Annotated in this window: 21 protein-coding genes and 1 pseudogene; 4 read left to right on the forward strand and 18 right to left on the reverse strand. The window is 64.1% G+C overall.

The features are described from left to right. Positions 1-282: 282 nt before the first annotated feature. Both MA07_RS19780 and MA07_RS29095 read left to right on the forward strand, forming a co-directional pair. Positions 283-1,875: an alpha-amylase family glycosyl hydrolase gene (locus MA07_RS19780; protein ID WP_036355662.1), complete on the forward strand. Its 1,593-nt coding sequence runs from the start codon at positions 283-285 to the stop codon at positions 1,873-1,875. Between the two features lie 75 nt (positions 1,876-1,950). Continuing rightward, positions 1,951-2,178: a hypothetical protein gene (locus tag MA07_RS29095; RefSeq protein ID WP_081929063.1), complete on the forward strand. Its 228-nt coding sequence runs from the start codon at positions 1,951-1,953 to the stop codon at positions 2,176-2,178. 30 nt (positions 2,179-2,208) lie between these two features. Here MA07_RS29095 and MA07_RS19785 read toward each other — a convergent pair whose 3' ends face one another. The 5 genes from MA07_RS19785 to coxB form a co-directional block, all read right to left on the reverse strand. Continuing rightward, a complete protein-coding gene (locus MA07_RS19785) occupies positions 2,209-3,849 on the reverse strand; it encodes an alpha-amylase family protein (protein WP_036355665.1) in 1,641 nt (546 codons plus the stop codon). Positions 3,850-3,859: 10 nt separating this feature from the next. Continuing rightward, positions 3,860-4,969: an SDR family oxidoreductase gene (locus MA07_RS19790; RefSeq protein WP_348270412.1), complete on the reverse strand. Its 1,110-nt coding sequence runs from the start codon at positions 4,967-4,969 to the stop codon at positions 3,860-3,862. Between the two features lie 134 nt (positions 4,970-5,103). Beyond that, positions 5,104-5,463, reverse strand: a complete 360-nt coding sequence (locus MA07_RS19795) for a hypothetical protein (protein WP_036355668.1) — start codon at positions 5,461-5,463, stop codon at positions 5,104-5,106. Continuing rightward, positions 5,463-8,030: a cbb3-type cytochrome c oxidase subunit I gene (locus MA07_RS19800; protein WP_052003349.1), complete on the reverse strand. Its 2,568-nt coding sequence runs from the start codon at positions 8,028-8,030 to the stop codon at positions 5,463-5,465. Before MA07_RS19800 ends, MA07_RS19795 begins: the two co-directional genes overlap by 1 nt. Beyond that, positions 8,027-8,950, reverse strand: coding sequence for a cytochrome c oxidase subunit II (gene coxB, locus MA07_RS19805; protein WP_244445303.1), 924 nt, complete (start codon positions 8,948-8,950; stop codon positions 8,027-8,029). Before coxB ends, MA07_RS19800 begins: the two co-directional genes overlap by 4 nt. Positions 8,951-9,100: 150 nt before the next feature. On the opposite strand from coxB, the gene MA07_RS19810 reads away from it, so the two are divergent. Both MA07_RS19810 and MA07_RS29100 read left to right on the forward strand, forming a co-directional pair. After that, positions 9,101-10,084 (forward strand): cytochrome c oxidase assembly protein, encoded by a 984-nt coding sequence (locus tag MA07_RS19810; RefSeq protein WP_160195461.1) that lies wholly within the window; start codon positions 9,101-9,103, stop codon positions 10,082-10,084. Further along, positions 10,081-10,623: a c-type cytochrome gene (locus MA07_RS29100; protein WP_200879404.1), complete on the forward strand. Its 543-nt coding sequence runs from the start codon at positions 10,081-10,083 to the stop codon at positions 10,621-10,623. The genes MA07_RS19810 and MA07_RS29100 overlap by 4 nt, the downstream gene beginning before the upstream one ends. Here the strand turns inward: MA07_RS29100 and MA07_RS19820 are convergent. From MA07_RS19820 to MA07_RS19880, 13 genes and pseudogenes are all read right to left on the reverse strand, one after another. Continuing rightward, positions 10,620-11,570, reverse strand: coding sequence for a hypothetical protein (locus tag MA07_RS19820; RefSeq protein WP_036355675.1), 951 nt, complete (start codon positions 11,568-11,570; stop codon positions 10,620-10,622). The two genes, MA07_RS29100 and MA07_RS19820, sit on opposite strands and share 4 nt — an antisense overlap. Further along, positions 11,567-12,064, reverse strand: coding sequence for a cytochrome c (locus MA07_RS19825; protein WP_052003352.1), 498 nt, complete (start codon positions 12,062-12,064; stop codon positions 11,567-11,569). The genes MA07_RS19820 and MA07_RS19825 overlap by 4 nt, the downstream gene beginning before the upstream one ends. Beyond that, positions 12,055-12,594 (reverse strand): DUF3341 domain-containing protein, encoded by a 540-nt coding sequence (locus tag MA07_RS19830; protein ID WP_036355678.1) that lies wholly within the window; start codon positions 12,592-12,594, stop codon positions 12,055-12,057. The genes MA07_RS19825 and MA07_RS19830 overlap by 10 nt, the downstream gene beginning before the upstream one ends. Continuing rightward, on the reverse strand, positions 12,591-13,904 hold the full coding sequence (gene nrfD / locus MA07_RS19835) for an NrfD/PsrC family molybdoenzyme membrane anchor subunit (protein WP_036355680.1): 1,314 nt from the start codon (positions 13,902-13,904) through the stop codon (positions 12,591-12,593). Before nrfD ends, MA07_RS19830 begins: the two co-directional genes overlap by 4 nt. Positions 13,905-13,908: 4 nt before the next feature. Next, a complete protein-coding gene (locus tag MA07_RS19840) occupies positions 13,909-16,833 on the reverse strand; it encodes a TAT-variant-translocated molybdopterin oxidoreductase (RefSeq protein WP_200879405.1) in 2,925 nt (974 codons plus the stop codon). Then, the gene (locus MA07_RS19845; RefSeq protein ID WP_036355685.1) at positions 16,821-17,471 is read right to left on the reverse strand and encodes a cytochrome c3 family protein; all 651 of its coding nucleotides are present in this window, start codon (positions 17,469-17,471) and stop codon (positions 16,821-16,823) included. Before MA07_RS19845 ends, MA07_RS19840 begins: the two co-directional genes overlap by 13 nt. 501 nt (positions 17,472-17,972) lie before the next feature. After that, positions 17,973-18,647, reverse strand: coding sequence for a nitroreductase family protein (locus MA07_RS19850; RefSeq protein WP_036355687.1), 675 nt, complete (start codon positions 18,645-18,647; stop codon positions 17,973-17,975). Positions 18,648-18,666: 19 nt separating this feature from the next. Next, a pseudogene (locus tag MA07_RS19855) lies at positions 18,667-19,911 on the reverse strand (sodium:proton antiporter). Between the two features lie 88 nt (positions 19,912-19,999). Further along, positions 20,000-20,305, reverse strand: a complete 306-nt coding sequence (locus MA07_RS19860; RefSeq protein WP_244445304.1) for a DUF5985 family protein — start codon at positions 20,303-20,305, stop codon at positions 20,000-20,002. After that, positions 20,306-20,572 carry a DUF5985 family protein gene (locus MA07_RS19865; RefSeq protein WP_036355956.1) on the reverse strand — a complete coding sequence of 89 codons (267 nt, stop codon included), beginning with the start codon at positions 20,570-20,572 and terminating at the stop codon, positions 20,306-20,308. A gap of 5 nt (positions 20,573-20,577) precedes the next feature. Beyond that, on the reverse strand, positions 20,578-20,943 hold the full coding sequence (locus MA07_RS19870; RefSeq protein ID WP_036355690.1) for a hypothetical protein: 366 nt from the start codon (positions 20,941-20,943) through the stop codon (positions 20,578-20,580). Positions 20,944-20,995: 52 nt separating this feature from the next. Then, positions 20,996-21,229, reverse strand: a complete 234-nt coding sequence (locus tag MA07_RS19875; RefSeq protein WP_036355694.1) for a hypothetical protein — start codon at positions 21,227-21,229, stop codon at positions 20,996-20,998. 442 nt (positions 21,230-21,671) lie between these two features. Further along, positions 21,672-22,502, reverse strand: a complete 831-nt coding sequence (locus MA07_RS19880) for an alpha/beta hydrolase (protein ID WP_036355696.1) — start codon at positions 22,500-22,502, stop codon at positions 21,672-21,674. Positions 22,503-22,582: the final 80 nt, after the last annotated feature.

Consider the following 22,582-nt stretch of genomic DNA (forward strand, 5'->3'; position numbering starts at 1 on the left):
TTCCTCCTATAACTCGCGCCATCGATGGTGACGGGTTTGAAATGCCCCCTGCGCCCGATCGCTTCCCCGTGTTCAGCACCGGCGGGATGGCGCCTCCGATCGCCAGGACGGGCCCGGATCCTGAGCTGCGCGGCCTGCCTCGTGGCCTGCCGAGGAGAATGACCGGACCGGTCAAGGGAGGCTTTGCTCCATTCTGCTCGACGCGGAGGAACCCATCGACGGTTACTGGATTCGTCTCTCGTTGCCCTCCAGCCAATTCTTTCCAGCAGCGGAGCGATCATCATGCCTGAGACCACATGGTGGAAGCGCGGCATCGTCTACCAGATCTATCCTCGCTCATTCCAGGACAGCAACGGCGACGGCATCGGCGACCTGAATGGCATCCGCCAGCGCCTCGACTATCTCGCCTGGCTCGGCGCGGACGCGATCTGGATCTCGCCGATCTACCCCTCACCCATGGCGGATTTTGGTTATGACGTAGCCGATTACTGCGGCATCGACCCGATCTTCGGCACCTTGGAAGACTTCGACCGCCTGATTGAGGAGGCTCACGCCAGGGGGCTCAAGCTCATCCTGGACTTCGTGCCCAACCACACCTCGGACCAGCATCCGTGGTTCCAGGAGAGCCGCTCCTCGCGCACAAATCCGAAGCGCGACTGGTATATCTGGCGCGATGCCAAGCTGGACGGATCTCCCCCCAACAACTGGATCAGCAATTTCGGCGGGTCTGCCTGGGAATGGGACGAGGCTACGGCGCAGTACTACTACCACGCCTTCCTGAAGGAGCAGCCTGATCTCAACTGGCGCAACGCGGAGGTGCGCAGGGCCATGTACGATGCCTTGCGCTTCTGGCTCGATCGAGGCGTCGACGGCTTTAGGGTCGATGTGATCTGGCACCTGATCAAGGATGCCGAGTTCCGGGACAACCCGCCAAACCCCGCGTTTCAGGCCAGCCAGGCAGAGATCAACCGTTTTATCCAGGTGTATTCCGCCGACCAGCCCGAGGTGCATGAGGTGGTCGGCGAAATGCGCGGCGTGCTGGAGGAGTATCGGGAGCGGGTGCTCATCGGAGAGATCTATCTGCCGCTGGAGCGTCTCGTCACTTACTACGGCAAGGACCTGTCCGGCGCCCATCTGCCGTTCAATTTTCAGCTCATTCAAACAGCCTGGAACGCTCAAAAGATCGCAGCGCTTATCAACGAATACGAGGCTGCACTTCCCGAAGGCGGATGGCCCAACTGGGTGCTCGGCAACCACGACCAGCCGCGCATCGGCGCCCGAATCGGCCCACAGCAAGCACGGGTAGCCGCCATGCTGCTTCTGACCCTCAGGGGCACGCCCACCATGTATTACGGCGACGAGATCGGAATCGGCAAAGTCGAAATCCCGCCGGAGGCGGCTCAGGACCCCTGGGAGAGGAACGAGCCGGGCCTTGGACTGGGGCGGGACCCTGAGCGCACCCCCATGCACTGGGACGGTTCCGCCCAGGGCGGGTTCACGAGCGGCAAGCCCTGGCTGCCCCTCGACCCGCATTTCCGATCTCGCCATGCGGAAGGATTGCGGAACGATACGGGGTCCATTCTGACGCTCTACCGGCGCCTGATCGAGTTGCGGCGCCAGCACCCGGCCCTGAGCGTCGGCGCCTACGCGCAGGTCAAGACCGAGGGAGATATTCTGGCTTATGAACGGCAACATGGGTCGGAGCGCCTGCTGGTGGCTTTGAACCTGGGGCACGAGCCGCAGACCCTCCCGCTGCCGGCTGGGGCGAGTGGACGTTTGATGCTTTCGACCCTGCCGGATCGGAACGAGGAACCCATCGGAGCGCAGGTTGTCCTGCGGGCCGACGAGGGCATCATCATCGCGCTTGGGGTCTGAGGCCCGGCCGTGAGGCGGAACCCGCCGGTGTGAGGAGGATTGCCCCTTCGAGACAACACCTGGAGCGTTCCCCGCATGCCGATTCCTCTGCCGAACCAGCCCTATCCGGAGTCTAACCCGGCCGATCCCAATCCGACTCCCGTAAGCCCGCCCATGCCGCCCGAGACGCCGCAGCCGGAACCCGTCGGCGTGCCTCCGACGACACCGGGCGATATTCCGCCTCCAGCAGAACCCGTGGGCGTGCCCCCGACCACCCCGCAGGAGATTCCCGCCACACCGACAACGCCGCAGCCGACCGCATGAGTTGCACCACGGGAGTAGCGCTCACCCCGCCTATCGCCGCTCGCCTTGTGCCCGGAACCAGCGATAGCCATAAGGATTGAGGGAAATCGGATCGGAGGCATCGCGCATGGCTCGGTCGTCCTGGTCGCAGAAGAGCGGCCGCAATCGGTCGATCCCGTCGAGCGATATCTTCACGTCGACGGCCTGATCGGCCAGGTTGTGAAGGATCAGGATGGTCTCTCCCTGCCAGTCGTATCGCAGAGCGAGGACACCGGTTTCGCCAGTCTCCAAAACCTCGCACCGGCCCCAGCCAACCTCCGGGCAGGCGCGTCGTGTGCGCACCAGCCGCTGCAACGTGCTCATCAGGGAGCCATCGAGATCGCGCTGAGCCGCAACGTTGATGCGCCTGTAGTCGAATGCCCCCTTCGAGACGACGGGCCGCACGAGACGCTCGGCGGGGCCGGCCGAGAATCCCGCATTGGGCTCATCCGCCCATTGCATCGGTGTCCTGACCGAGTTGCGCTCCTTGAGGGAAAGATCCTCCCCCATCCCGATCTCATCGCCGTACCAGAGCACCGGTGTTCCGGCCAGAGCGAACATGAGGCTGAAGGCCAGCTTGATCCGCCGCTCGTCGCCATCGAGCATGGGAGCCAAGCGCCGTCGGATGCCTCGCTCATAGGCCTGCATTTCAGGCGCGGGGCCGAAGGCCGCAAAAACCTCAGCGCGCTCTGCATCCGACAATCGGCCGAGGTCGAGTTCGTCATGGTTGCGCAGGAAGCTCGCCCATTGGCTCTTGGGAGGGATCGCCGGCGTCCGCGCCATCACACGGCGGATCGGCTCGGCGTCATTGCGGGAAAGCGCCAGAAACAGGTGCTGGTTCAGCATGAAGTTGAAGATCATGTGGAGCCGGTCACCCGATGGCCCGAAATATTCCTCCACCTGATCCATAGTGATGTTGGCTTCCGCCAACAGCATGGACTCTGCACGACGCCAGGATGCAAAGTCCCGCATTCTGTCGAGATGCTCGTGTGGATCCTCCTTTGGCCGCTCCTCCTCCGGGAGACCGCGGTACTCGATCAGGAACGGAACCGCATCGAGCCGGAAACCCGAAACCCCGAGCTGCAGCCAGAAGCCCATCACTTTCTCGAGTTCCGCGCGCACCTCCGGATTCGCAATGTTGAGATCCGCCTGATGGGGGTAGAAGCGGTGCATGTACCAGGCCTGGGCGACCTCATCGTAAGTCCAGGTCGCATCCTGCACGCCGGGAAAGACAACGCCCTCATGGATGTTCTCGGGCTTCTCCTTGGACCAGACATACCAGTCGCGGTAGCGTGAGTTCGGGTCGCGCCGCGCCTCCTGAAACCAGGGATGATCGATCGACGTGTGATTTGCCACGAGGTCGATGATGACCCTCAAACCTCGGTCGTGGGCCGCATGCGTGAAGGCGACGAAATCACCGAGCGTTCCAAGCCGCGGATCGACGGCATAGAAGTCGGTCACGTCATAGCCGTTGTCGCGGTTCGGCGTCGGGTAGAACGGCAGAAGCCAGATGCAGGTTGCGCCAAGCGCTTCGACATGATCGAGCCGGTCGGCAAGCCCACCGAAATCACCCACTCCGTCGCAGTTCGAATCCATGAAGGTTTCGACGTCGACGCAGTAGATGACGGCGTTCTTGTACCAGAGATCGAGCATCTGAACTTCCCTAATTGACCATGCGGGCAGCACGCTCCCTGTCCGACAAGCGACTGCGCTTCGTCACGCGGCCATTCGCTCCTAAACGCCACGCGGCCGCGACAGCTCCGGCGACGCACCCGAGGGCAACCGCCGCCAGCACACCACGGGCCGTCGTCCCGGAGACCGACACCACACGTTGTCGAGATTGGGGTCCGAAGCGTCCGTGGGCTCCGGGATCGCCGGGCGGGGCCTCGAAGAGGTTGCCCTCGCGCGGCCTTCCTGAAGCTCCCGTCATCTGCCCCTCCCAGGCCTGTCGTGCCATCATGCGGTCGAGGAGGCCTGGAGCCACCATGGTGCCGAGGATCGCCTGGATCGTGGGGCTGCCGATCCACATCTCGCGGGGCGCCGTCTGGGCTGCCCGCACGATTGCCTCGGCCACGGCTTCCGGCGCGTGGATCGGCGGGACAGGCTGCAGTTCCTCAGGAAGATGACTGCGTGCCCAATCGAATTGCGGCGTATCGACGGCGGGCAGCTGCACCATCGTGAGCCTGATGCGGCTGCCTTCATGATGCAGCTCGCTGCGCAGCGAATCCGTGAAGCCGCGCACGGCGAACTTCGCTGCGCAATAGGCTGATTGCAGGGGAATGGACCGGTAGCTCAAAGCCGATCCGATCTGGACGATCGTCCCCTCACCCCTCTCTCGCATGTGGCGGAGGACCGCCAAGGTCCCATGAACCTGTCCCAGATAGGTTACCTCGGTGACCCGGCGGACTTCATCAGGACTCATGGACGTGACAGGCCCAAAGACGGTCGCCATGGCATTGTTGATCCAGACGTCGATGCGTCCCCATGTGGCGGCCACCTGCGCGGCCGCAGCATCGATCGCGCCTGCATCGGCAACATCGGCCGGGATCACAATGGCCCTGCCGCCCGCTTCTTCCACCTCACGAGCAGCACTCTCGAGCCGCTCGCGGCCGCGGGCGATCAAGGCCACGCGCCAGCCTTCCCGCCCGAATGCCACGGCAACCGCCCGACCAACACCGGCCGATGCCCCCGTGACCACGACGACTTGGGAGCCGAACTCTCTATCCTGCGGCCCGGCATCAGCCCGACGTTTTTCGCTACGGTTTCCAATCACATCGGGCTCTTTGGTTTCAGTGGATAACAATTCCTAGATATAAGAGCCGCTTACCGGGCGGGTTCCATGCACGAGAGGTCAGCCGCCCGGATTTGCGCGGCACCGGAACGGCAGGTGCCCGCCACCTGTCGGACCTATGCACAGGCTGGCAGAATGAAGGCCGGTACGCCGTTCCAGAGGATCGCCACAAGGGAGAAGCCGTTGATCAGCACACCTGCGTGACTCAAAAAACTGTCCGTCGCTGAGGCCGGCCGAATCCTCAGCCGTCGATCCTCGCGAAGCGAGACGGCCAGCAGGATGGCAGCAGCCGACAAGGTTGCCAGGGTGGTTGTGAGGATCGTGAGTGGAACGATACCGATGCCGAAGATCGTTGCGTCTGCCCATCCGCGTCCGCACAGGGTTGATGTCACCCCGTAGATGATGGTGAACTGCACCGCCCAGGCGATCATGCCGCCGAGCGCCAGCAGAACCTGCAGGGTCCGCGCTCCGCTCATCAGACGCCTCCGGTCAGGCGCGGGAAGCCATGGACCACAAGGAGGCCGACCAGCCCCTGGCCTGCCGTGTAGTACCAGAACAGCATGGTGTTATCGAACGTTGTCCGGCGCACCGTGTCGAGCTTGCCGGCGAGCCAGCGCGCGATGGTGTAGATCCCCATGACGAGCGTGGTCAGAACGAAGAAGATCTGCAGGGATGTGATAGCGTAGACTGCAGCCCCGTAGGCATGGGCCGACGGGCTCAGATCGGTCTGCCACTGCGCCCACAGATCCACGGCCGATGCTCCCCCCACGAGCAGGAGCGCCACGCCGATCAGGATCGGCACCGGACGTGGCTTCCGCCGGTCCTCGCCCCGCAGCTGCCGGCTGGCGACGGCGATGAGGATTGCGCTGCCGCAGTAAAGGAAGGCCGAGACAGCGGGCCAGATCCAGTCCGGAATCCGGATGTCCTGCGGCGGCCATGCACCCGGGTTCACGAGCCACAGGAAGAGATAGGAGAAGATCAGGCAGGTGAACACCATGCCTGAGACCACCATGAGGACGATCATCGCCCACCAGGAATGGTTCATCGGACCTGTGACATAGACCGGAACCACGATGCCGCCGCCGATATCCGCCGGCGGGCGGACCGGCCCGGGATCGGTCTCCCAGAGCCACCAGATCACGCATCCGAGTGCAAGAATGCCGCAGATCACCGCGGTGAATACGAACTTGACCGTCAGGAGCAGGAAGAAGGCTGCCGTAAACACCGCGGCGAGCACGGGCTGCCAGCCGGGGCCAGGCACCTGCAGGATGTATTGCGGCCGCGCATCGAAGGGGCTCGTCACCAGCGCTTCGCGCCCGCCCGTCGCGGTTCCGGGGAGATAATAGCGGCCGTCCTCCACATCCTTCGACAGGTTGGGCTGATCCCAGAGGGGATCGCGACTGACCACGGAGGGAATGCTGCGGGTGGCGTAGTTGCCGTTCGGCAGCCACTCGAGCGTGCTGGCGTTCCAGACGTTTCCGGCGTTGTCCTCGCCCGCGAAGCGGAAGTTGCGGGCAATATCGACCAGGAACAGCGCAACGCCCGCAGCAATCATGAAGGCCCCGATGGTGGAGACGAGATTGAGCGCGTCCCAGCCCATGCCAACCGGATAGGTATAGACCCGCCGCGGCATGCCGATCAGCCCGGTGATGTGCATCGGCAGGAAGGTCACGTTGACCCCGAGGAACATGAGGCCGAACACCCAGCGCCCGAGCCGCTCCGAGAGCGCCCGTTTGCTCGCCACGGGAACCCAGTAGTAGATCGCCGCGAAGAGCGGGAACACCATGCCGCCGATGAGCACGTAGTGCAGGTGCGCCACCACGAAATAGCTGTCGTGCGCCTGCCAGTCGAAGGGCGCCATGGCGACCATCACGCCCGTCAGCCCGCCGAGGGTGAAGATGAACAGGAAGCCGATGACGAACAGCGAGGGCGTCGTCAGCTTCATGCGCCCGGACGCGATGGTGGCGATCCAGGCAAAGACCTGGATGCCGCTCGGCACCGCCACCGCCGTGCTGGCGGCCGAGAAGAAGCTCAGGGACATCTTCGGCAGGCCCGTGGCGAACATGTGATGCACCCAGAGCCCGAAGGAGAGAAAGCCCGTTGCGATCAGGGCGAGCACCACGAGGCGGTATCCCACGAGCGGCGTCTGGGCCATGGCGGGCACGATCATCGACACCATTCCGGTCGCCGGCAGGAAGATGATGTAGACCTCCGGGTGGCCGAAGAACCAGAACAGGTGCTGCCACAGGAGCGGGTCCCCGCCCCTCTCGGCGATGAAGAACGGCCAGTCGAAGGCGCGCTCCATCTCGAGCAGCAGCGTGCCCAGGATGATCGCCGGGAAGCCGATGACGATCATCACGGCAAAGACCAGCATGGCCCAGGAATAGACCGGCAGCTTGTCGAGGCTCATGCCGACCGCCCGGGTTTTCATGACGCCGACGATGATCTCGATGGCACCCGCGATGGCGGAGATCTCGATGAAGCCGATGCCGAGAAGCCACCAGTCGGCGTTCTCGGCGGGCGAGTATTTGGTGCTGGTGAGCGGTGGATACATGAACCAGCCGCCATCCGGGGACATGCCGAAGAAGATCGTGCCGAAGAACACGAGGCCGCCGACGAAGTAGGCCCAGAACGCGTAGGCCGACAGGCGCGGGAACGGCAGGTCGCGCGCCGCCTGCATGTTCGGCAGGAGATAGACGCTCGCCGCCTCCACGGCCGGAACGGCGAAGAGGAACATCATCACCGTGCCGTGCATGGTGAAGAGCTGGTTGTAGAGATTGTGGCTGACGAGATCGTTCTCCGGCACCGCCAGCTGGACGCGCATGATCAGCGAGAGAATTCCGGCCAGGATGAAGAACAGGAAGGCCGTGCCCACATACCACAGGCCCACATAGGTGTTGTTGACCGCCGTGATGAAGCTCAAGCCCTTCGGGGCCTTCCAAGCCTTCTTCAGCGCGTCCAGTTCGCCCTCTGGGCGCGGCAGCGGGTTGGGGAACTCGGTCTCCCGGCGCTCGAAGGATTTCGGGAGCTCGGGTGCGTTCATTTCAAGCTCTCCAGATAACCGGCCATCGCCCGCAGGTCCTCGCCGGTGAGCGAGCCGTAGGAAGGCATCTTCGCCCCCGGCTTGATCTGCTGCACATTGGCGATCCAGCCGGCCAGCGTGCCGATATTGTTCGGGAACTGTCCTGCCCCGATGGTCCGCCGGCTTCCCACATGGGTCAGGTCGGGGCCGAACTGCCCGTTGGCTTCGGTGCCGCGCACCACGTGGCAGGAGCCGCAGCCGCCGCTGCGGAACAGCTCGCGGCCCCTCGCGAGGAGCGGGATCGCTGGCTCCCGGGCCGGCTGCGCCTGCATCCTTCGCCACGCGTCGAATTCGGCAGGCTCCAGCGCCACGACATCGAACGCCATGCGCGCATGCTGGGCGCCGCAGAACTCGGCGCAGACGCCGCGATAGACACCGGGTCGCTCCGCCGTGAAGTTGAAGCGGTTGATCCGCCCCGGGATCATGTCGATCTTGCCTCCGAAATTCGGGATCCAGAAGCTGTGGATCACATCAGACGATGTTACAGACACGGTGATCGGCCTGCCGATGGGGATGACGAGCTCGTTCGCGGTCGAGAACTCCGTCTGCTCGCCCTCGGCCGGATAGCGCACCCGCCACCAGTACTGCTCGCCGATCACCTCGACCTGCAGCGCGCCGGGCTGCGGAACATCGACATCGCGCATGACGATGAGGCCGTAGGGGAGAAGCAGGGACAGGACCACGATCGGAAAAGCCAGCCCGCCATAGACGATGGTCCTCCTGGTCCCGAGCCAGGCGCGGCGCTCCGGAGGGGCGAAGACCGCATAGAGCAGCAGGGCCGTCACGAGGACGAAGATGAGGGTGGCCCCCACCGTCATGACAACGGTGAGCCAATAGAGCTGCCAGGCATCGCCCCCGGCGGGATCGAGGGCTGACTGCACGCCGCTGCAGCCTGCAATCGGGACAGCCCACAAACACCCGCCTGCGCACCTCGCGACGGGGTCCCACCGCCATCGGGGGCGCGTCAGGGTCGTTTCGTGGTCCATCCGCCCTAGGTCATTTCTGCATGCACTGAACGGAAAAGCTTGGCCGTGAGACTTGGTTCCCGAAAGCCATTCCCGAACAGGTCCCTCAGGATCGAACTAGGTCTCGCCGTGGGATTGGCCACCATCGTGCTCGACTTCCCTGCTTTCGCTCACGGGACAGCGCCTCACGGCGCGGGCGATCTCTGGCATGTGTGGCATGCGGATCCGCTGGTTTCGGTCCCGCTGCTGTCATCGTGCCTGCTCTTCCTTCGGGGCGTCTATCGCCTGCGGCGGGATCTTGGGCGGTTTCCTCCCGGCTTCGCACCCCGCCAGATCGCCTGCTTCGCCCTGGGGGCGGCTCTTCTCGTCGTCGCGCTGCTGTCGCCGCTCGAGGCGCTGTCGTCAAATCTCCTCTCGGCTCACATGGTGCAGCACATCCTGCTGATCGCGGTCGCGCCGCCGCTCCTCGTCCTCGGCAAGCCCGAGGTCGCATGGCTTTGGGCCCTGCCGGCCCATTGGCGGCGCGGCATGGCGCGCCACGGCCCGTTGCGGTCCGCACTCGCATTCCTGTCGCCCTGCGCAAGGCCTGTCACGGCAGCCCTGATCCACATGGCGACCTTGTGGATCTGGCACAGCCCGATGCTGTTCGATGCAGCGGTCGCCTCCGACGCATTGCACTGGCTGGAGCACGTCCTGTTCTTCGGCACGGCGCTGCTGTTCTGGCGGGCCGTGATCAAGGCGCATTCCGGCCGGGAGGCCGCCGCTGCCGCCCTCATCGCCTGCTTCATCACCCTGCTGCAGAGCGGCCTGCTGAGCGCTCTCCTCAGCTTCGCCCGCGAAGCCCTGTATCATGCGCCTGACACGATGGATTGGGGTTTGACGGCCCTGGAAGATCAGCAACTGGCAGGAGCCATCATGTCCCTTCCCATGTGCGCGATCTATCTTGCGGCGGGGCTCTTGATGGCCCTTCGGCTCCTGACACCCGGCGGATCGGAACGAGGGCGGCCTTCACCGGTTGCCACCGCAGACCTGCTGAAGCCGAGCCGATGATCCTTCGCCCACTCCTCATGACCCTGATGCCGATTGTCCTGACGGGACTTGCCGCCTGCAGCGACACGCAGGACCCGTCCTCGCGCCTCGCGATCGCAGGCGGAGAGCCGGAACAGGGCCATGCGCTCATTCAGGCCTATGGCTGCGGCACCTGCCACACCATCGAGAATGTGCGGGGCGCGAGGGGCAAGGTGGGGCCGCGCCTGGAGAATTATGCCCAACAGCATCTCCTCGCAGGCTTCCTGCCGAACACGCCGCGGAACCTGATCGCCTGGCTGATAGACCCACCAGCCCTGAAGCCCGCCACCGGCATGCCCGCGCAAGGCGTGACCGAGGCGGAGGCGCGGCACATGGCAGCCTACCTCTATTCCCTGGGTCGAGACGGCATGCGCGTCTATCCGCCGGATCCGCCTCTTCCGCTGCGCCCCGAGGACGAAGTGACTGCAGACATCCCGAACCCTCCGGCTGCTCCCTCAGAGACCGATGTCCGCACCCGCCGCATCGTCCCCAATCCCAGTGGCAGCGTGCCGAAGAGCTAAGGCTCTTCCACCGCCTCTTCAGTGTAGGTCGGCCGGACCCGCATCAGGGCCACATAGACACCGATCCACAGAGCGGCAGCCGCGAGAATCAGTCCGAGAGCGAACCAGGAAAGCTCTCCACGCGGCTGCAGCACCCAGAGCATATGCGTGGTGTGGTGCAGGAGCGCCAGCGCGCTGCCGATCAGCATCGCCATGCGGTTCACGCCGGAGGGAACGAGGACGACGATGGCGGCAAGCATGAGCGCGTAGGACGTCCCGAGAAGAGCCAGACTTCCGTCGCCTGAGCGATCCAGATACCACGCGACTTCGTGCGGCAGGTTCGCGAGCCAGACGATGAGGAACTGCGCGAACCACGTCCAGGCCGTCAGCAGCAGCAGGGTCAGCAACGCGCGCTCGAGACTGGCCATGCGCTGAGGAGAAGCAGGTTCCCTCTTAAGAAGCGTGATCAAAATGGCGCTCGCAAGGGCTGCGAGAACCTGCCCCAGGCCGAACGCGAATCCAAACAGGCTCGACCACCATTGCGGCTCCCGCGACAGCACCCAGTCATAGGCCGAGAAGGTCATGACCGGCGTCAGCAGCGCGAGGCCGATGGCGCTGGCGCGGCGCAGGTGACGGGTATGCGTCAGCCAATAGGCCAGCCCTGTGCAGATCAGAATATAGGCGGCACTCCGGATCATGAAGAAGCCGGGGCTCAGGAAACCTGCCCGTGCAGGAGGAAGGGCGAGCGGATGTGCGGCCCACGGGAAAAGCTCACCGAGCCCGAAGGCCAGCACGAGGCCCAGGAGCAGGAAGAAAGGCAGCGTCAGAGCCGCGCCTTCCGCCTCAGCACGGACCGGCGCAAGCCAATCCTCGTTCATGAGATGCCCGACCATCAGCACCACGAGACTGCCCATCGCAATGCCCGCAAGGGCCACGAAGACGATGTAGAGGGCCTCCATGGCGGTCATGGCTTCGCGCTCTCCTGTCCTGACGCAGCCCCGATCCCACGCGCCTGCAATTCCTTGATGTGGTGGGCGATGGCCCAGCGGTCCTCAGGGAGCACACGGTCGGCATAGGGGAACATTCGTCCCTTGCCCTGCGTGATCACCTGCACGATCTGCTCGGGCGCCAGGGACCGCAGGCGCTCCTCATGGTAGGAAGGCGGTGGGGCAAAGCCCCGGGAGACAACAGGACCGTCGCCACGGCCGCTCACACCGTGACAAGGTGTGCAGAAGACCCGGAACCGCTCCTCGCCGCGGGCGAGCAGAGCCGGCATTCGCTCCGGCCCCGGAGGTGCGAGGGCGGCGGCTTGCGCGGACGCTCCCCTTGGCACCGTGCCGGGAGGCACCGGCATATAGGCTCGCTGCACGGTGCGCGTCGAAGCGACGGCGTCCCGCTCCTCCGTCCCGGTGTCGCAGGCGGCGAGCAGCACAAGGGCGGCGAAGGCTGCAGCTACTCGCACGCCGGAACCTCCTGAACGGCCAGAGGCGAGAGTGCTCCCAGAAACTCGCGGACGACAGTGCTGTCGAATTCCGGATCGTCCTGCAGGATGCACAGGAAGAAACGATCCTCCGACGCACGCTCGAAACCCGGCACTGCGAAGACGGGATGATGCAGGCGGGGCAGCCGCAGGATCACGAGCAGGCTAATGAGTGTTGCTGCGCCCGCCCAGAGAATTGCGACGATCAATGAGGCGGGGATGAAGGCAGGCCAGCTGTTGAGGGGCCGTCCGCCCACATTCAGCGGATAGTCGATGGCGTTCATCCAATATTGCGAGGCGTATTGAATGACCCCTCCCGTGAGGCCGGCGACGAGCGCGATCCAGGGAATCGCCGATGTGCGAACGCCGAGTTCCTTGGCAAGATCGGAGAGAGGGAAGGGACTGAATGCATCGAGCCGCGTGTAGCCGGCGCGTTTGGCCGCCCTGACCGCCTCCATGAGAGCCTCAGGGGTCTTGAACTCCGCCATGATGCCATAGGGCTGCCGTGTCATGAGGACTTCTCCTCGTGCTCGTCATGGCGGGTCTCGAACATGGAAATCACGGGCAGGAAGCGGACGAAGAGCAGCAGCAGGGCTGCGAACAGCCCGATGGTTCCCAGGAAGAGACCCGTTTCCGGCAGCGTCGGGCTGTAGCCGCGCCCGACGGAGGGAAGGTAATCGGTCTGAAGCCCGCCGACGATGATGGAGAAGCGGTCGAACCAGATGCCGATGCCGATGGAGATGCCGATGAAGACCCCACCCACGGTGCTCAACCGGGCGGCCCTGAACCAGAACAGCTGTGGGATCACGACAGAATAGACGATTGCCGTCCAGTAGAGGCCTGCGTACTCGCCAGTCATGCGAGTGAAGGTCGCCTCCTGGGCCAAGCCTCCCGACAGGAGGGCTGCGGCGATCTCATCGATGTAAAGGTAGCCGGAGATCAGGGCGCTCGCGAGCACCAGCTTGCCCAGAAGGTCGATGTCACCCTCGTCGATGTACCGCCCGAGCCGTAGGCCCCAGCGGAGGAGCACCGCGACGAGGAGGACGATGGAGAGGCCCTGGGCCAAGCCCGTCGCCACGAAATGGAGCGGCTGGCGCGTCTCGTGCCAGTCGGGCACCAGGGTCACGGCGAACTCGAAAGCGACCGTGCTCTGCATGATGAGGATCAGGGGCAGCACCAGGATGGCGACAAGCCGGTAGGCCCGCTGGTGGCAGGCCCAGTGGCGCACGGAGCCGCGCCAGCCGAGCGCCAGGACACCGTAGATCCGCTGCACGATCGGGCGCCTGGCACGGTCCCGCAGGGTCGCCAGATCCGGGATCAGGCCCACGTACCACAGGAGGCTCGTGACGATCACGTGGGTGCTGATGGCCCAGAAGTCCCACGTCAGGGTGCTGCGGAACTGCGGCCAGACCTCGAAGGTCGCCGGATAGGGGAATGTCCAGTAGAATAGCCAGGGGCGTCCGAGGTGAAAGATCGGGAAGATTCCGGCGCAGATGACGGCAAACAGCGCAACCCCTTCGGCGAAACGGTTGACGGCCGTGCGCAGATCGTGCCGGCGCAGGACCAGAATAGCGGCAAAGAGGCTGGCGCCGTTGGCGATGCCGATCCACCAGGCGTAGTTGATGAGATCGAAGCCCCAGACGTAAGGAATGTTCACGCCCCAGACGCCGACGCCGATGATCGTGACGGAGATCAGCGTATAGCCGAGAAGCGCCACGAGCCCGCCGGCGGCGAGAAGCGCAAGCCACCATGCCCAACCGAAATGCGGGGAGAGCGGAACATCGGCCACCCGGCTCGTCGCTGCATGGGCGTCGCTGGTCATGGGCTCACCCGTTCTCCTTCGGGTCTTGGACACGCGCGAGATAGGTGGTGCGCGGCTGCGTGTTGAGCGCTCCCAGCAGCGCGTAGTTGCGCGGGCTTCCCTTGAGGCGGCTGACAGAGCTGTCGGGATCGTTGATGTCGCCGAACACGATGGCCTGCGTCGGGCACGCCTGCTGGCAGGCGGTCATCACCTCGCCGTCATTCAGGCGGCGATCCTCGACGCGGGCATTGGCGCGGGCAGCCCCGATGCGCTGGACGCAGAAGGTGCACTTTTCCATTACGCCGCGGTCGCGCACCGTCACCTGCGGGTTCGTGGCCTCAAACGGGGCGGAGACGTCGGTGCCCTGATAATCGAGGAAGTTGAAGCGGCGCACCTTGTAGGGGCAATTGTTTGAGCAGGTTCGCGTGCCGACGCAGCGGTTGTAGACCATGTCGTTGAGCCCCTCCGAGGAATGCACCGTTGCGTTCACCGGGCACACGACCTCGCAGGGGGCCTTCTCGCAGTGCATGCAGGGAACCGGCTGGAAATAGGTCTCGGGCGCTGCCGGATCGCCGGCATAGTAGCGGTCCACCCGGAGCCAATGCATCTCGCGCCCCTTCGCCACCTCCTCGGGGCCGACAACGGCGATGTTGTTCTCGGCCTGGCAGGCGATCACGCAGGCATTGCAGCCGATGCAGGCATCGAGATCGATGGCCATGCCCCAGGCATGTTCCTTGTAGGGCCATTCGGGATAAATCGATGGGTGAACCGGCTCGGGAGGCACGGCCTCGCCGGGCGCCACAACACGCACGATGTCCCGCCCCTGCAGGGAATGGTGCTGCTGCGTCGAGATGACGGGTATCCTCTCGCCGACGCGCCGAAGCTCTCCCGACGTGACCCAAGGCAAATCCGAAAAGCGGACGGCATAGGCATCGAAGCCGATCCCGTTGCCGATTCGTCCGGCCATTTGACGGCCATAGCCGAGGGGCAGCGTCACGGCGCCGGGCGCATGGCCGGGCAGTAGCCATACCGGCGCCCGCACGACGCGCCCGTTGACTGACAGGTCGACGGCGTCACCCGATGCGAGCCCGAAGATCTCCGCCGTTTCCGGCGCGATCAGAGCGGCATTGCCCCAGACCTGCTTCGTGAGCGGCTTGGGCAGTTCCTGCAGCCAGCCGTTATTGGCATACGAGCCGTCCCAGACGGAGGGATCGGGCGCAAACAGCACATCGAGCCCTGCAGACAGGACGGGTGCAGCGGGCTCTGGCCTCCAGTTCGGCTGGACGGCGACATCGACCGTGGGGGCCGCGGAACCTTCGACCACGCCGTCCTCGAGGGATCGCACCCAACGTGCGTCGAAAGCGTCGCCCCAGGCCTCGCGCCACGTGGCCTGGACCAAGCCGCGGCCATCCACGTTCTGGCCTGCCATGAGGCCGAGGAATTCCTCGGCACTCAAGCCGGATTTCAGGCGCATCGTAGTCGGTTGACGCAGACCCACCGTGCCGTCGAAGGCCCGCAGGTCGCCCCAGCTTTCGAGCGGGTGGCTCTCGGAAATATGCCAATGACAGACGGCGGCCGTCTCGTCCCTGTGCTGTCCGAGATGCAGGGACAGCGGCACGCGCCGCACGAGCGCTGCCAGTTCAATATCGGCCGGCGCCGTGTAGACGGGGTTGCCGCCGAGAATGACAAGGCGCGAGAGCTGCCCGGCTCGAATGGCTTCCGTCAGATCACCGAGTGACCCGACCGCGCCGCCTGGAATGCGCAGGGGCTCGATGGCGCGCAGGGTCGTGCCAAGGGCACCGAGGCGCGCGTTGATGGCCAGTGCCAGCGCATGAACGCGAGCGGGCTGCTCGCGACCCGCTGTGACGAGACTGCGGGCTCCGGCGCGACGCAGCGCATCGGCCAGACGGGCAATGGCCGGATGGGAACCGGACGGTGCAGCCCCCGTCTCGAGAGCCACCGCAAGCGCCTCGACGAAGGCTTCGAAATCCCTTGGGCGGAGCGGAATGCGCTCGTCCGCACGGGCACCCACGAGGCTCGTGCGTGTTTCGACAGCCAAGAGCTGCGGAAGCCCCCGGTCCGGCGCCCGCCGTCGCGCCTGGTAATCGGCCGCATAGCGGATATGCCCCGGCTCCTCGGCGAAGAGATCACCTCCCAGGGTCACGATCGCATCGGCCTGGGTCAGGTCGTAGACCAGCTCCACGGCGCGTCCGAAAACGGACATCGCAGCAGCATGATGATTGGCATCGTCGATCGGTGTGAACACATGCCATTGCGCATGCGGGAAAAGCTGCCGCGCCTGCCCGATCAGCCTGTGCAGAGTCGGCGATGCGGTCGGGGGCATCAGGATATGCAATCCCCTGCCCTCGTCGACCACGAGTTCATTGCGCACGGGGCGGATGAAGTTCGTGAGCGCCTCCCACGATCTCGGCATACCATCGTGCAGCGGAATGTCGGACCGGTCGGGATCGTAGAGCGAGAGGATCTCGGCCTGGGCGAACACGTCGGTGGCGCCGAGGCTCGCGGGATGAAGTCGGTTGCCTTCGATCTTGATCGGGCGCCCCTCCTGCGCCTTGACGAGCACGCCCCTGCCATAGCCGTTTAGCGCCAGGGAGGTGGCGATCGTCACCGGCACACCCGGCACATGGCCCGGCATGTTGTGGCTCTGCGACAGGAGCGGCGCCTTTGCTCCGGCATCGCTGCCGTTGCAGGCCGCCAGCCCTCCCAGGGCCAGGGAGGCGCTCATCAGCCTCAGCAAGGTGCGCCGGTCGATCTGTGCGGCCTGCACGATGTCGGGGAACTCGGCCTCGATATGGCGGCGCACCTCCGGCACGTTCGCGAGTTCTTCGAGGCTGCGCCACAGACGCGGCCCCTCTTCCGTTGCGAGGCGAGCCCTCAGGGCTTCGAGATCGATCGTCGTTCCCTCGCCCATCGAACCTACCGGTGGCATGTGTTGCAGCTGGTGAGTCGCCGGGAGGCTTCCCGGTAGAACTCGCGAATATCCGCAGGCAGTTCATCGCCATGAGGCTCGTAGCCCATGGTGAAAACCGCCTCGCGGGGGCGAAGGCTCGGCACCGGATCGCGATGGCAGTCCAAGCACCAGCCCATTGAGAGGGTTTGGGTCTTCACCGTCTTCGGCATCTGGTCCACGCGGCCGTGACAGGTTTCGCAGGCGACGCCCTTCGTCACATGGGCCGCGTGATGGAAATAGGCATAGTCCGGCAGGCGGTGAACCGAGGTCCATCGGATCGGCTGGCCGAGCGTGAAGCTCGAACGGACAGGCTCGAGAACGCTCGCCCCCACCCAGACCTGCGAATGGCAGGACATGCAGGTCTGGGCCGAGGGCATGCCCGCGTCCGCCGCGCGCTCCACCGTCGAGTGGCAGTAACGGCAATCGATGCTGAGCTGGCCCGCGTGAAGATCGTGCCGGAACGGGACCGGCTGCGGCGCCGGCTTGCCGACATTCCAGGTGCTGTCCGCACGGGCCCACAGATAGGCGGTCACGCCCGCGCCCACGATCCCAAGCCCCGTGAGCACGATGACCACCCGGAACAGGGTGGTTGCTGCCGGTGTGAAAAGTTGCGCCATCGCCCGTGCTGCGCACCCTTCATTGTGTCAGGCTCCGCGCCCGAGGAGAAGCTTCGCTGTTGGACAATCGGTTCGGCGCAGGATCGTTCCCTCCTCGGAATCGGCAGCCTGTACCCTAGAGGTCAGTCAGTGTGACATTGCTCTCTGGGTTACGGGTGGGGAGTTACAATCCTGCCAGCAGCCTGGAAGCTGCTGACCTGTTCGGCGAGTGGATCGATGACGTTGCTGGATCGTGTCGCAGGAGAAAGCAAGGGAGCTCCCCTTCCTTTCTGGATGTCCGCTCCAAGCGTCTCGGTTGACGAGGGTCTCAGATCTCCAACAATCAGCTCCAGACGGTCACAGGTTCCAGAGCGTGGGTGCACACTCCATCGGTGTGGTGCTTCCATAGGGGCCACAGGGTGATCCAGGCGCCTCCGACAGGCCTGACGAGCCAGTGGCGTTGCGGAGCCAAAGGCTGACGTTCACAGCATTCCAGCGACGATGGGATCTCCCCGGGGATCATCACAGCCAGGAGGCGATTTGCTCCAACGGCTTCTTGACACCACCGTAAACCGGCACCGTGCAGCCCTCGGCTGGGTAACCGACAACGAGGAGGATGTAGGGCTTTTCCGTCTCGGGGCGACCGCAGATCTCGTTGAGAAAGCCCATTGGGCTAGGAGTGTGGGTGAGTGTGACCAAGCCGGCCTCGTGGAGTGCTGCGATCAGAAAGCCTGTGGCGATTCCCACCGATTCCGGCACGTAGTAGTTCTTGACCTTGCGTCCGTCAGGCCCTTCGCTTGACCGCTGCCCGAAGATGGCGATCAGCACGGGCGCCGTCTCGACGAAAGGTTTGCTCGCATCCGTACCGAGCGGAGCCAATGCATCGAGCCACTCCTGGGGAGCGCGGCCGCTGTAGAACTCGCGCTCCTCGGCCTCCGCCTCCTCCCGAATGCGCCTTTTGATGTTTGGGTCAGTGATCACGGTAAAGTGCCAGGGCTGGAGGTTGGCGCCAGACGGCGCCGTGCCCGCAGCCAGAATGGCATACTCGACCACCTCCCGCGGCACCAGCCTGTCGGAGAAGTCCCGCACCGTCCTCCTGCGCTTGATGTCCTCGTAGAAGGCTCGTGCCCGCTCGATCATCTGCTCTCGCGGGTAGGCGCGATACGTGCCCAGAGGCTCAAGGACCAGACGTGTCATGACGTTCTCCTGGGTGGGTTCAAGTCACCCGTTCCACCATGGAGCGCAGGCTAAGACCCTGGACGACGATTGTGAATACGACGACAGCATAGGTTGCGGCCAGCAAAGCGGGCTTTTCGGCGACATCGGGCAGGGACAGCGCCAGCGCGATGGAGATCCCGCCGCGCAAGCCGCCCCACGTCAAAACCGGAATCGTCCCAGGCAAAAACTTTTGCCGTGTTCGCATCACCGTGACCGGAAGCGCCACGGCCAGGAAGCGGGCGAGGAGCGCAAGGGGAATGCTTGCCACGCTGAGCCAGGCAAAGGCAGGATCGAAGCCGAGGACCAGGACCTCGAGCCCGATCAACAGAAACAGCACGGAGTTCAGGATCTCGTCGACGAGCTGCCAGAAGCCGAAGACATACCGCTGAGTCAGATCGCTCATGGCATCCTGCGGGCCACGGTTGCCGATGAGGATCCCGGCCACGACGACCGCGATGGGTCCGCTCATGTGAAACTACGCAGCCGCCGCATAGGTGCCGGCGGCGACCGCCAGGGATATCAGAGTTTCCAGAGGATAGTTGTCGATTACGCGCATCGACCGGTAGGCGACGTATCCCGTGACGAACCCGAGGACCGCGCCACCAAGAGCTTCAACGAAGAAGAGCTCGGCAATATGCCCAGGGCTGGCACCGCCTTCACCAGCTCCCGACGCGATGGCGAGCAGGATTGTGAAAACCACCACGCCGATCCCATCGTTGAACAGGGATTCGCCCGACATATCGGCCTCGAGTGTCTCCGGCACCTTCACGGACTTGAGCGTACTGAGAACCGCAACCGGATCGGTGGGACTGATCAGGGCGCCGAACACCAGCGCCCATGTCAGGGGGAGCGGCACTCCAAGGATCCCGGAAATCCACCACAAGCCAACACCGATGATGGCGGTTGAGATCGCCACGCCAGCTGTTGCCATGACCCCGATGGGCCAGGCACGCCGCTTCAGCAGCGAGAGATCGACATGAAGAGCGCCTGCAAACAACAGAAAGGCCAGGACCCCGTTGAGAACGGTCGCCCTGAAGTCGACCTGGCGCAAAAGGACGGTGAGGTCCTCGTAGAGGTGCACCTCCGGTCGGACAATCTCGACCCCGATCAGGAGCAGGGAGGCGACAAGGCCCATCGTCAGCAGGCCTATGGTATGAGGCAGCCGTATGACGACATGGTTGAACCAGCCGAAGGTGGCGGTCAGAACGAGCAGAACGGCAATGAGGTCAAAGACGGAGAGCATTTGCCGCAATTCTTATTTCGAGGAGAGGTTGAGACGCTACCCCCTTCGCAGGTCCCGACGCAGCACAGCGATCTCGGCTCGACGAGCGCTAATTTCCTTCGCTCCTGCCACCTCGTCCGGGCAGTTTGGCGGAACTCCTGTTCTTCCAGACCACCGCTGCAATGATCAGCGCAAAGGCTGCGACCCGCAGCAGATAGAGCCAGCTGCGTTCCTCCCGCGCCACATCGATTAAGGCGACGAGCGCCTGATTGGCAGCCAACAGCCAGAACGCCGCCGCAAAAGCGGCAAACAGAAGATCCCGGGTTTTGGTCCAGAAACGGAGAAAGAAGAGGCCTGCGATCAGGAACCCCATCGTGATCAGGCCGGAGATGAAGTGGGATGTGACGGCACTCACTTACTCGGTCTCCCAGATGAAGCCAAACAGCAGGACGCTGACGGCAGCAAGAGACGCGAGGTTCCTGAACGGGACGAGGTCGACGCTCGGCAGAACCAGTAGATCAATCACGACCAGCAGGTTGTTAACGGCGAGAAGAACGAAGCAGAGCGCGCTCCAGAGCAGGAGCTTGGCACGGGACTGCCCGTAGCTCCGCACCAGGAGAATGGCGCATCCGGCACTCGTGAGAAGGCACAAGCTGTAGATGATGGTCTGAAAGCTGAGCATGACGTTCAATCTTTCTTCAGACGGAATGCGTCGGCAAATGTTGCGAGCTTGTCGTTGGATGGTGCAAACAGCGCTCGGGTGACGACAGAGGGGCGCTCACGGTAGACGCGCTCGAGTTGCTGGACGAGACGGTCCAATTCTGGAGAGGCTGGGCTGTAGCGATACGTGCCGCTCGCCTCGCCTTGAATCAATCCTGCCTGCTGCAGGCTGGTGATGCCCTGGCCGACAACCATGTCACTTGCACGCATCTCCTGCACGAGATCGGCAGCGTGCCACCCGCGGCTCGTATGCCGGTAAAGCCAAAGCAGCAGTTCGATATTCCAGACCGACCGGAGGGAGTGCCGGAGGAACTCACGCAGTTCATCATCCATCAACCAGTGCCCGCATCCTTTTGGGGTTCCAAATCAAGTGGGGAGGAGGCTTCTAGGCTTCGGCGGAGTAGCCGTCCAGCCCAAGGGTCCAGATTGGCATGAACCCGCCCTCCGGGCCTTGTGTCAGTACCTCGGCTTGGGCTCCGAACTTTCCCGACGAGACGGCAACGGCGATTGCAGCCTGAATGGCTTCGCCTTTCCGGGGAAATGCACCAAGGATGGAGCCTCCCAGTTGAACGGCCCAGCGGTCATCGACAGGCACAACGAGATAACGGTCAAGCTGCATGCCTTAGCCTTATAGGGCACTGAACCGGCAAGACCAGCCTGAACCGGGTAGCTTAAACCGAATAGGGCGGATAGCCTGTCCGCCACGAGTACGAGTGGAGACAAGCGCAACCTCCTGGCAGATCCTGCCAACACAAGGTGAAGCGCAGGCGGATTCCCGCGCGGCTTATCTCAATTGCCAGTGACTGCGGGCAGAAGCGCAGCCTCGGGAGGAAAGGCGGGTCCGACGCTCAGGCTATAATCCTGACGGGTTATCCTGCCCGTCGGCCGTCGAAGGACACCAAGTTGAGTTCGCCGAGATCGGACAAAACTTGAGGTCCACTAGAGAAGGAGCCTGCCTCGCGGAGCAAGGCAAGCTCTTCGCTGTGAACTTGGGCATCGCGGATTTTTGACCGGTAATGTGAGGTCTTCGACCTTGGTCCGTCACGAGCCCCGTGGGCCGTTCAGCTTTGGATGAAGGCAAGAAGATCCGGGTTGATGATCTCCGGGTGCGTGGTGCACATCCCGTGCGGCAATCCCTCATACACCTTGAGCGTGCCATTCCTGACGATCTTGGCTGCGAGCAGGGCCGAGTCGGCAATCGGGACGATCTGGTCGTCGTCCCCGTGCATGATCAGCACAGGCACCTCGATCCTCGTGAGGTCCTCGGTGAAGTCGGTCTCAGAGAAGGCCTTGATGCAATCGTAGTGGGGCTTGATGCCACCCATCATGCCTTGGCGCCACCAGTTGTCGATGACCGCCTCGGAGACCTTCGCTCCGGGACGGTTGAATCCATAAAACGGACCGGCAGCGACATCTCTATAGAACTGAGCGCGGTTGGCCGCGAGCTGAGCCCGGAAGCCGTCGAACACCTCGATAGGCAGTCCGCCGGGGTTCTTGTCCGATCTGACCATCACCGGCGGCACGGCCCCGATCAACACAGCCTTGGCGACCTGGCCCGGCTCAGCCCGGGCAACGTAATGCGCGACCTCGCCGCCGCCGGTGGAATGGCCGACATGGATGGCCTGTCTCAGGTCAAGGGCTGTGACCAGTTCGGCGACATCCGCGGCATAGGTGTCCATCTCATTGCCTGTTGCAGTCTGGGTGGAGCGCCCGTGGCCGCGGCGATCATGCGCGATCACACGGAAGCCCTTATCGAAAAAGAACTGCATCTGGCAGTCCCAGTCGTCAGCACTCAGCGGCCAGCCGTGATGGAAGACGATTGGCTGCGCGTCGCGGGAGCCCCAATCCTTGTAGAAAATCTGCGTACCGTCCTGGGTGGTGATCGTGCTCATCGTCTTCTCCTCGCGCAAGCAGAGCGCAGGGCTGAGCTTAAGACCGGTATTTGACACCCTTGTGGCATGGCACCACCTTC

The sequence above is a fragment of the Microvirga sp. BSC39 genome (assembly GCF_000739015.1).
Classification (GTDB): Bacteria; Pseudomonadota; Alphaproteobacteria; order Rhizobiales; family Beijerinckiaceae; genus Microvirga.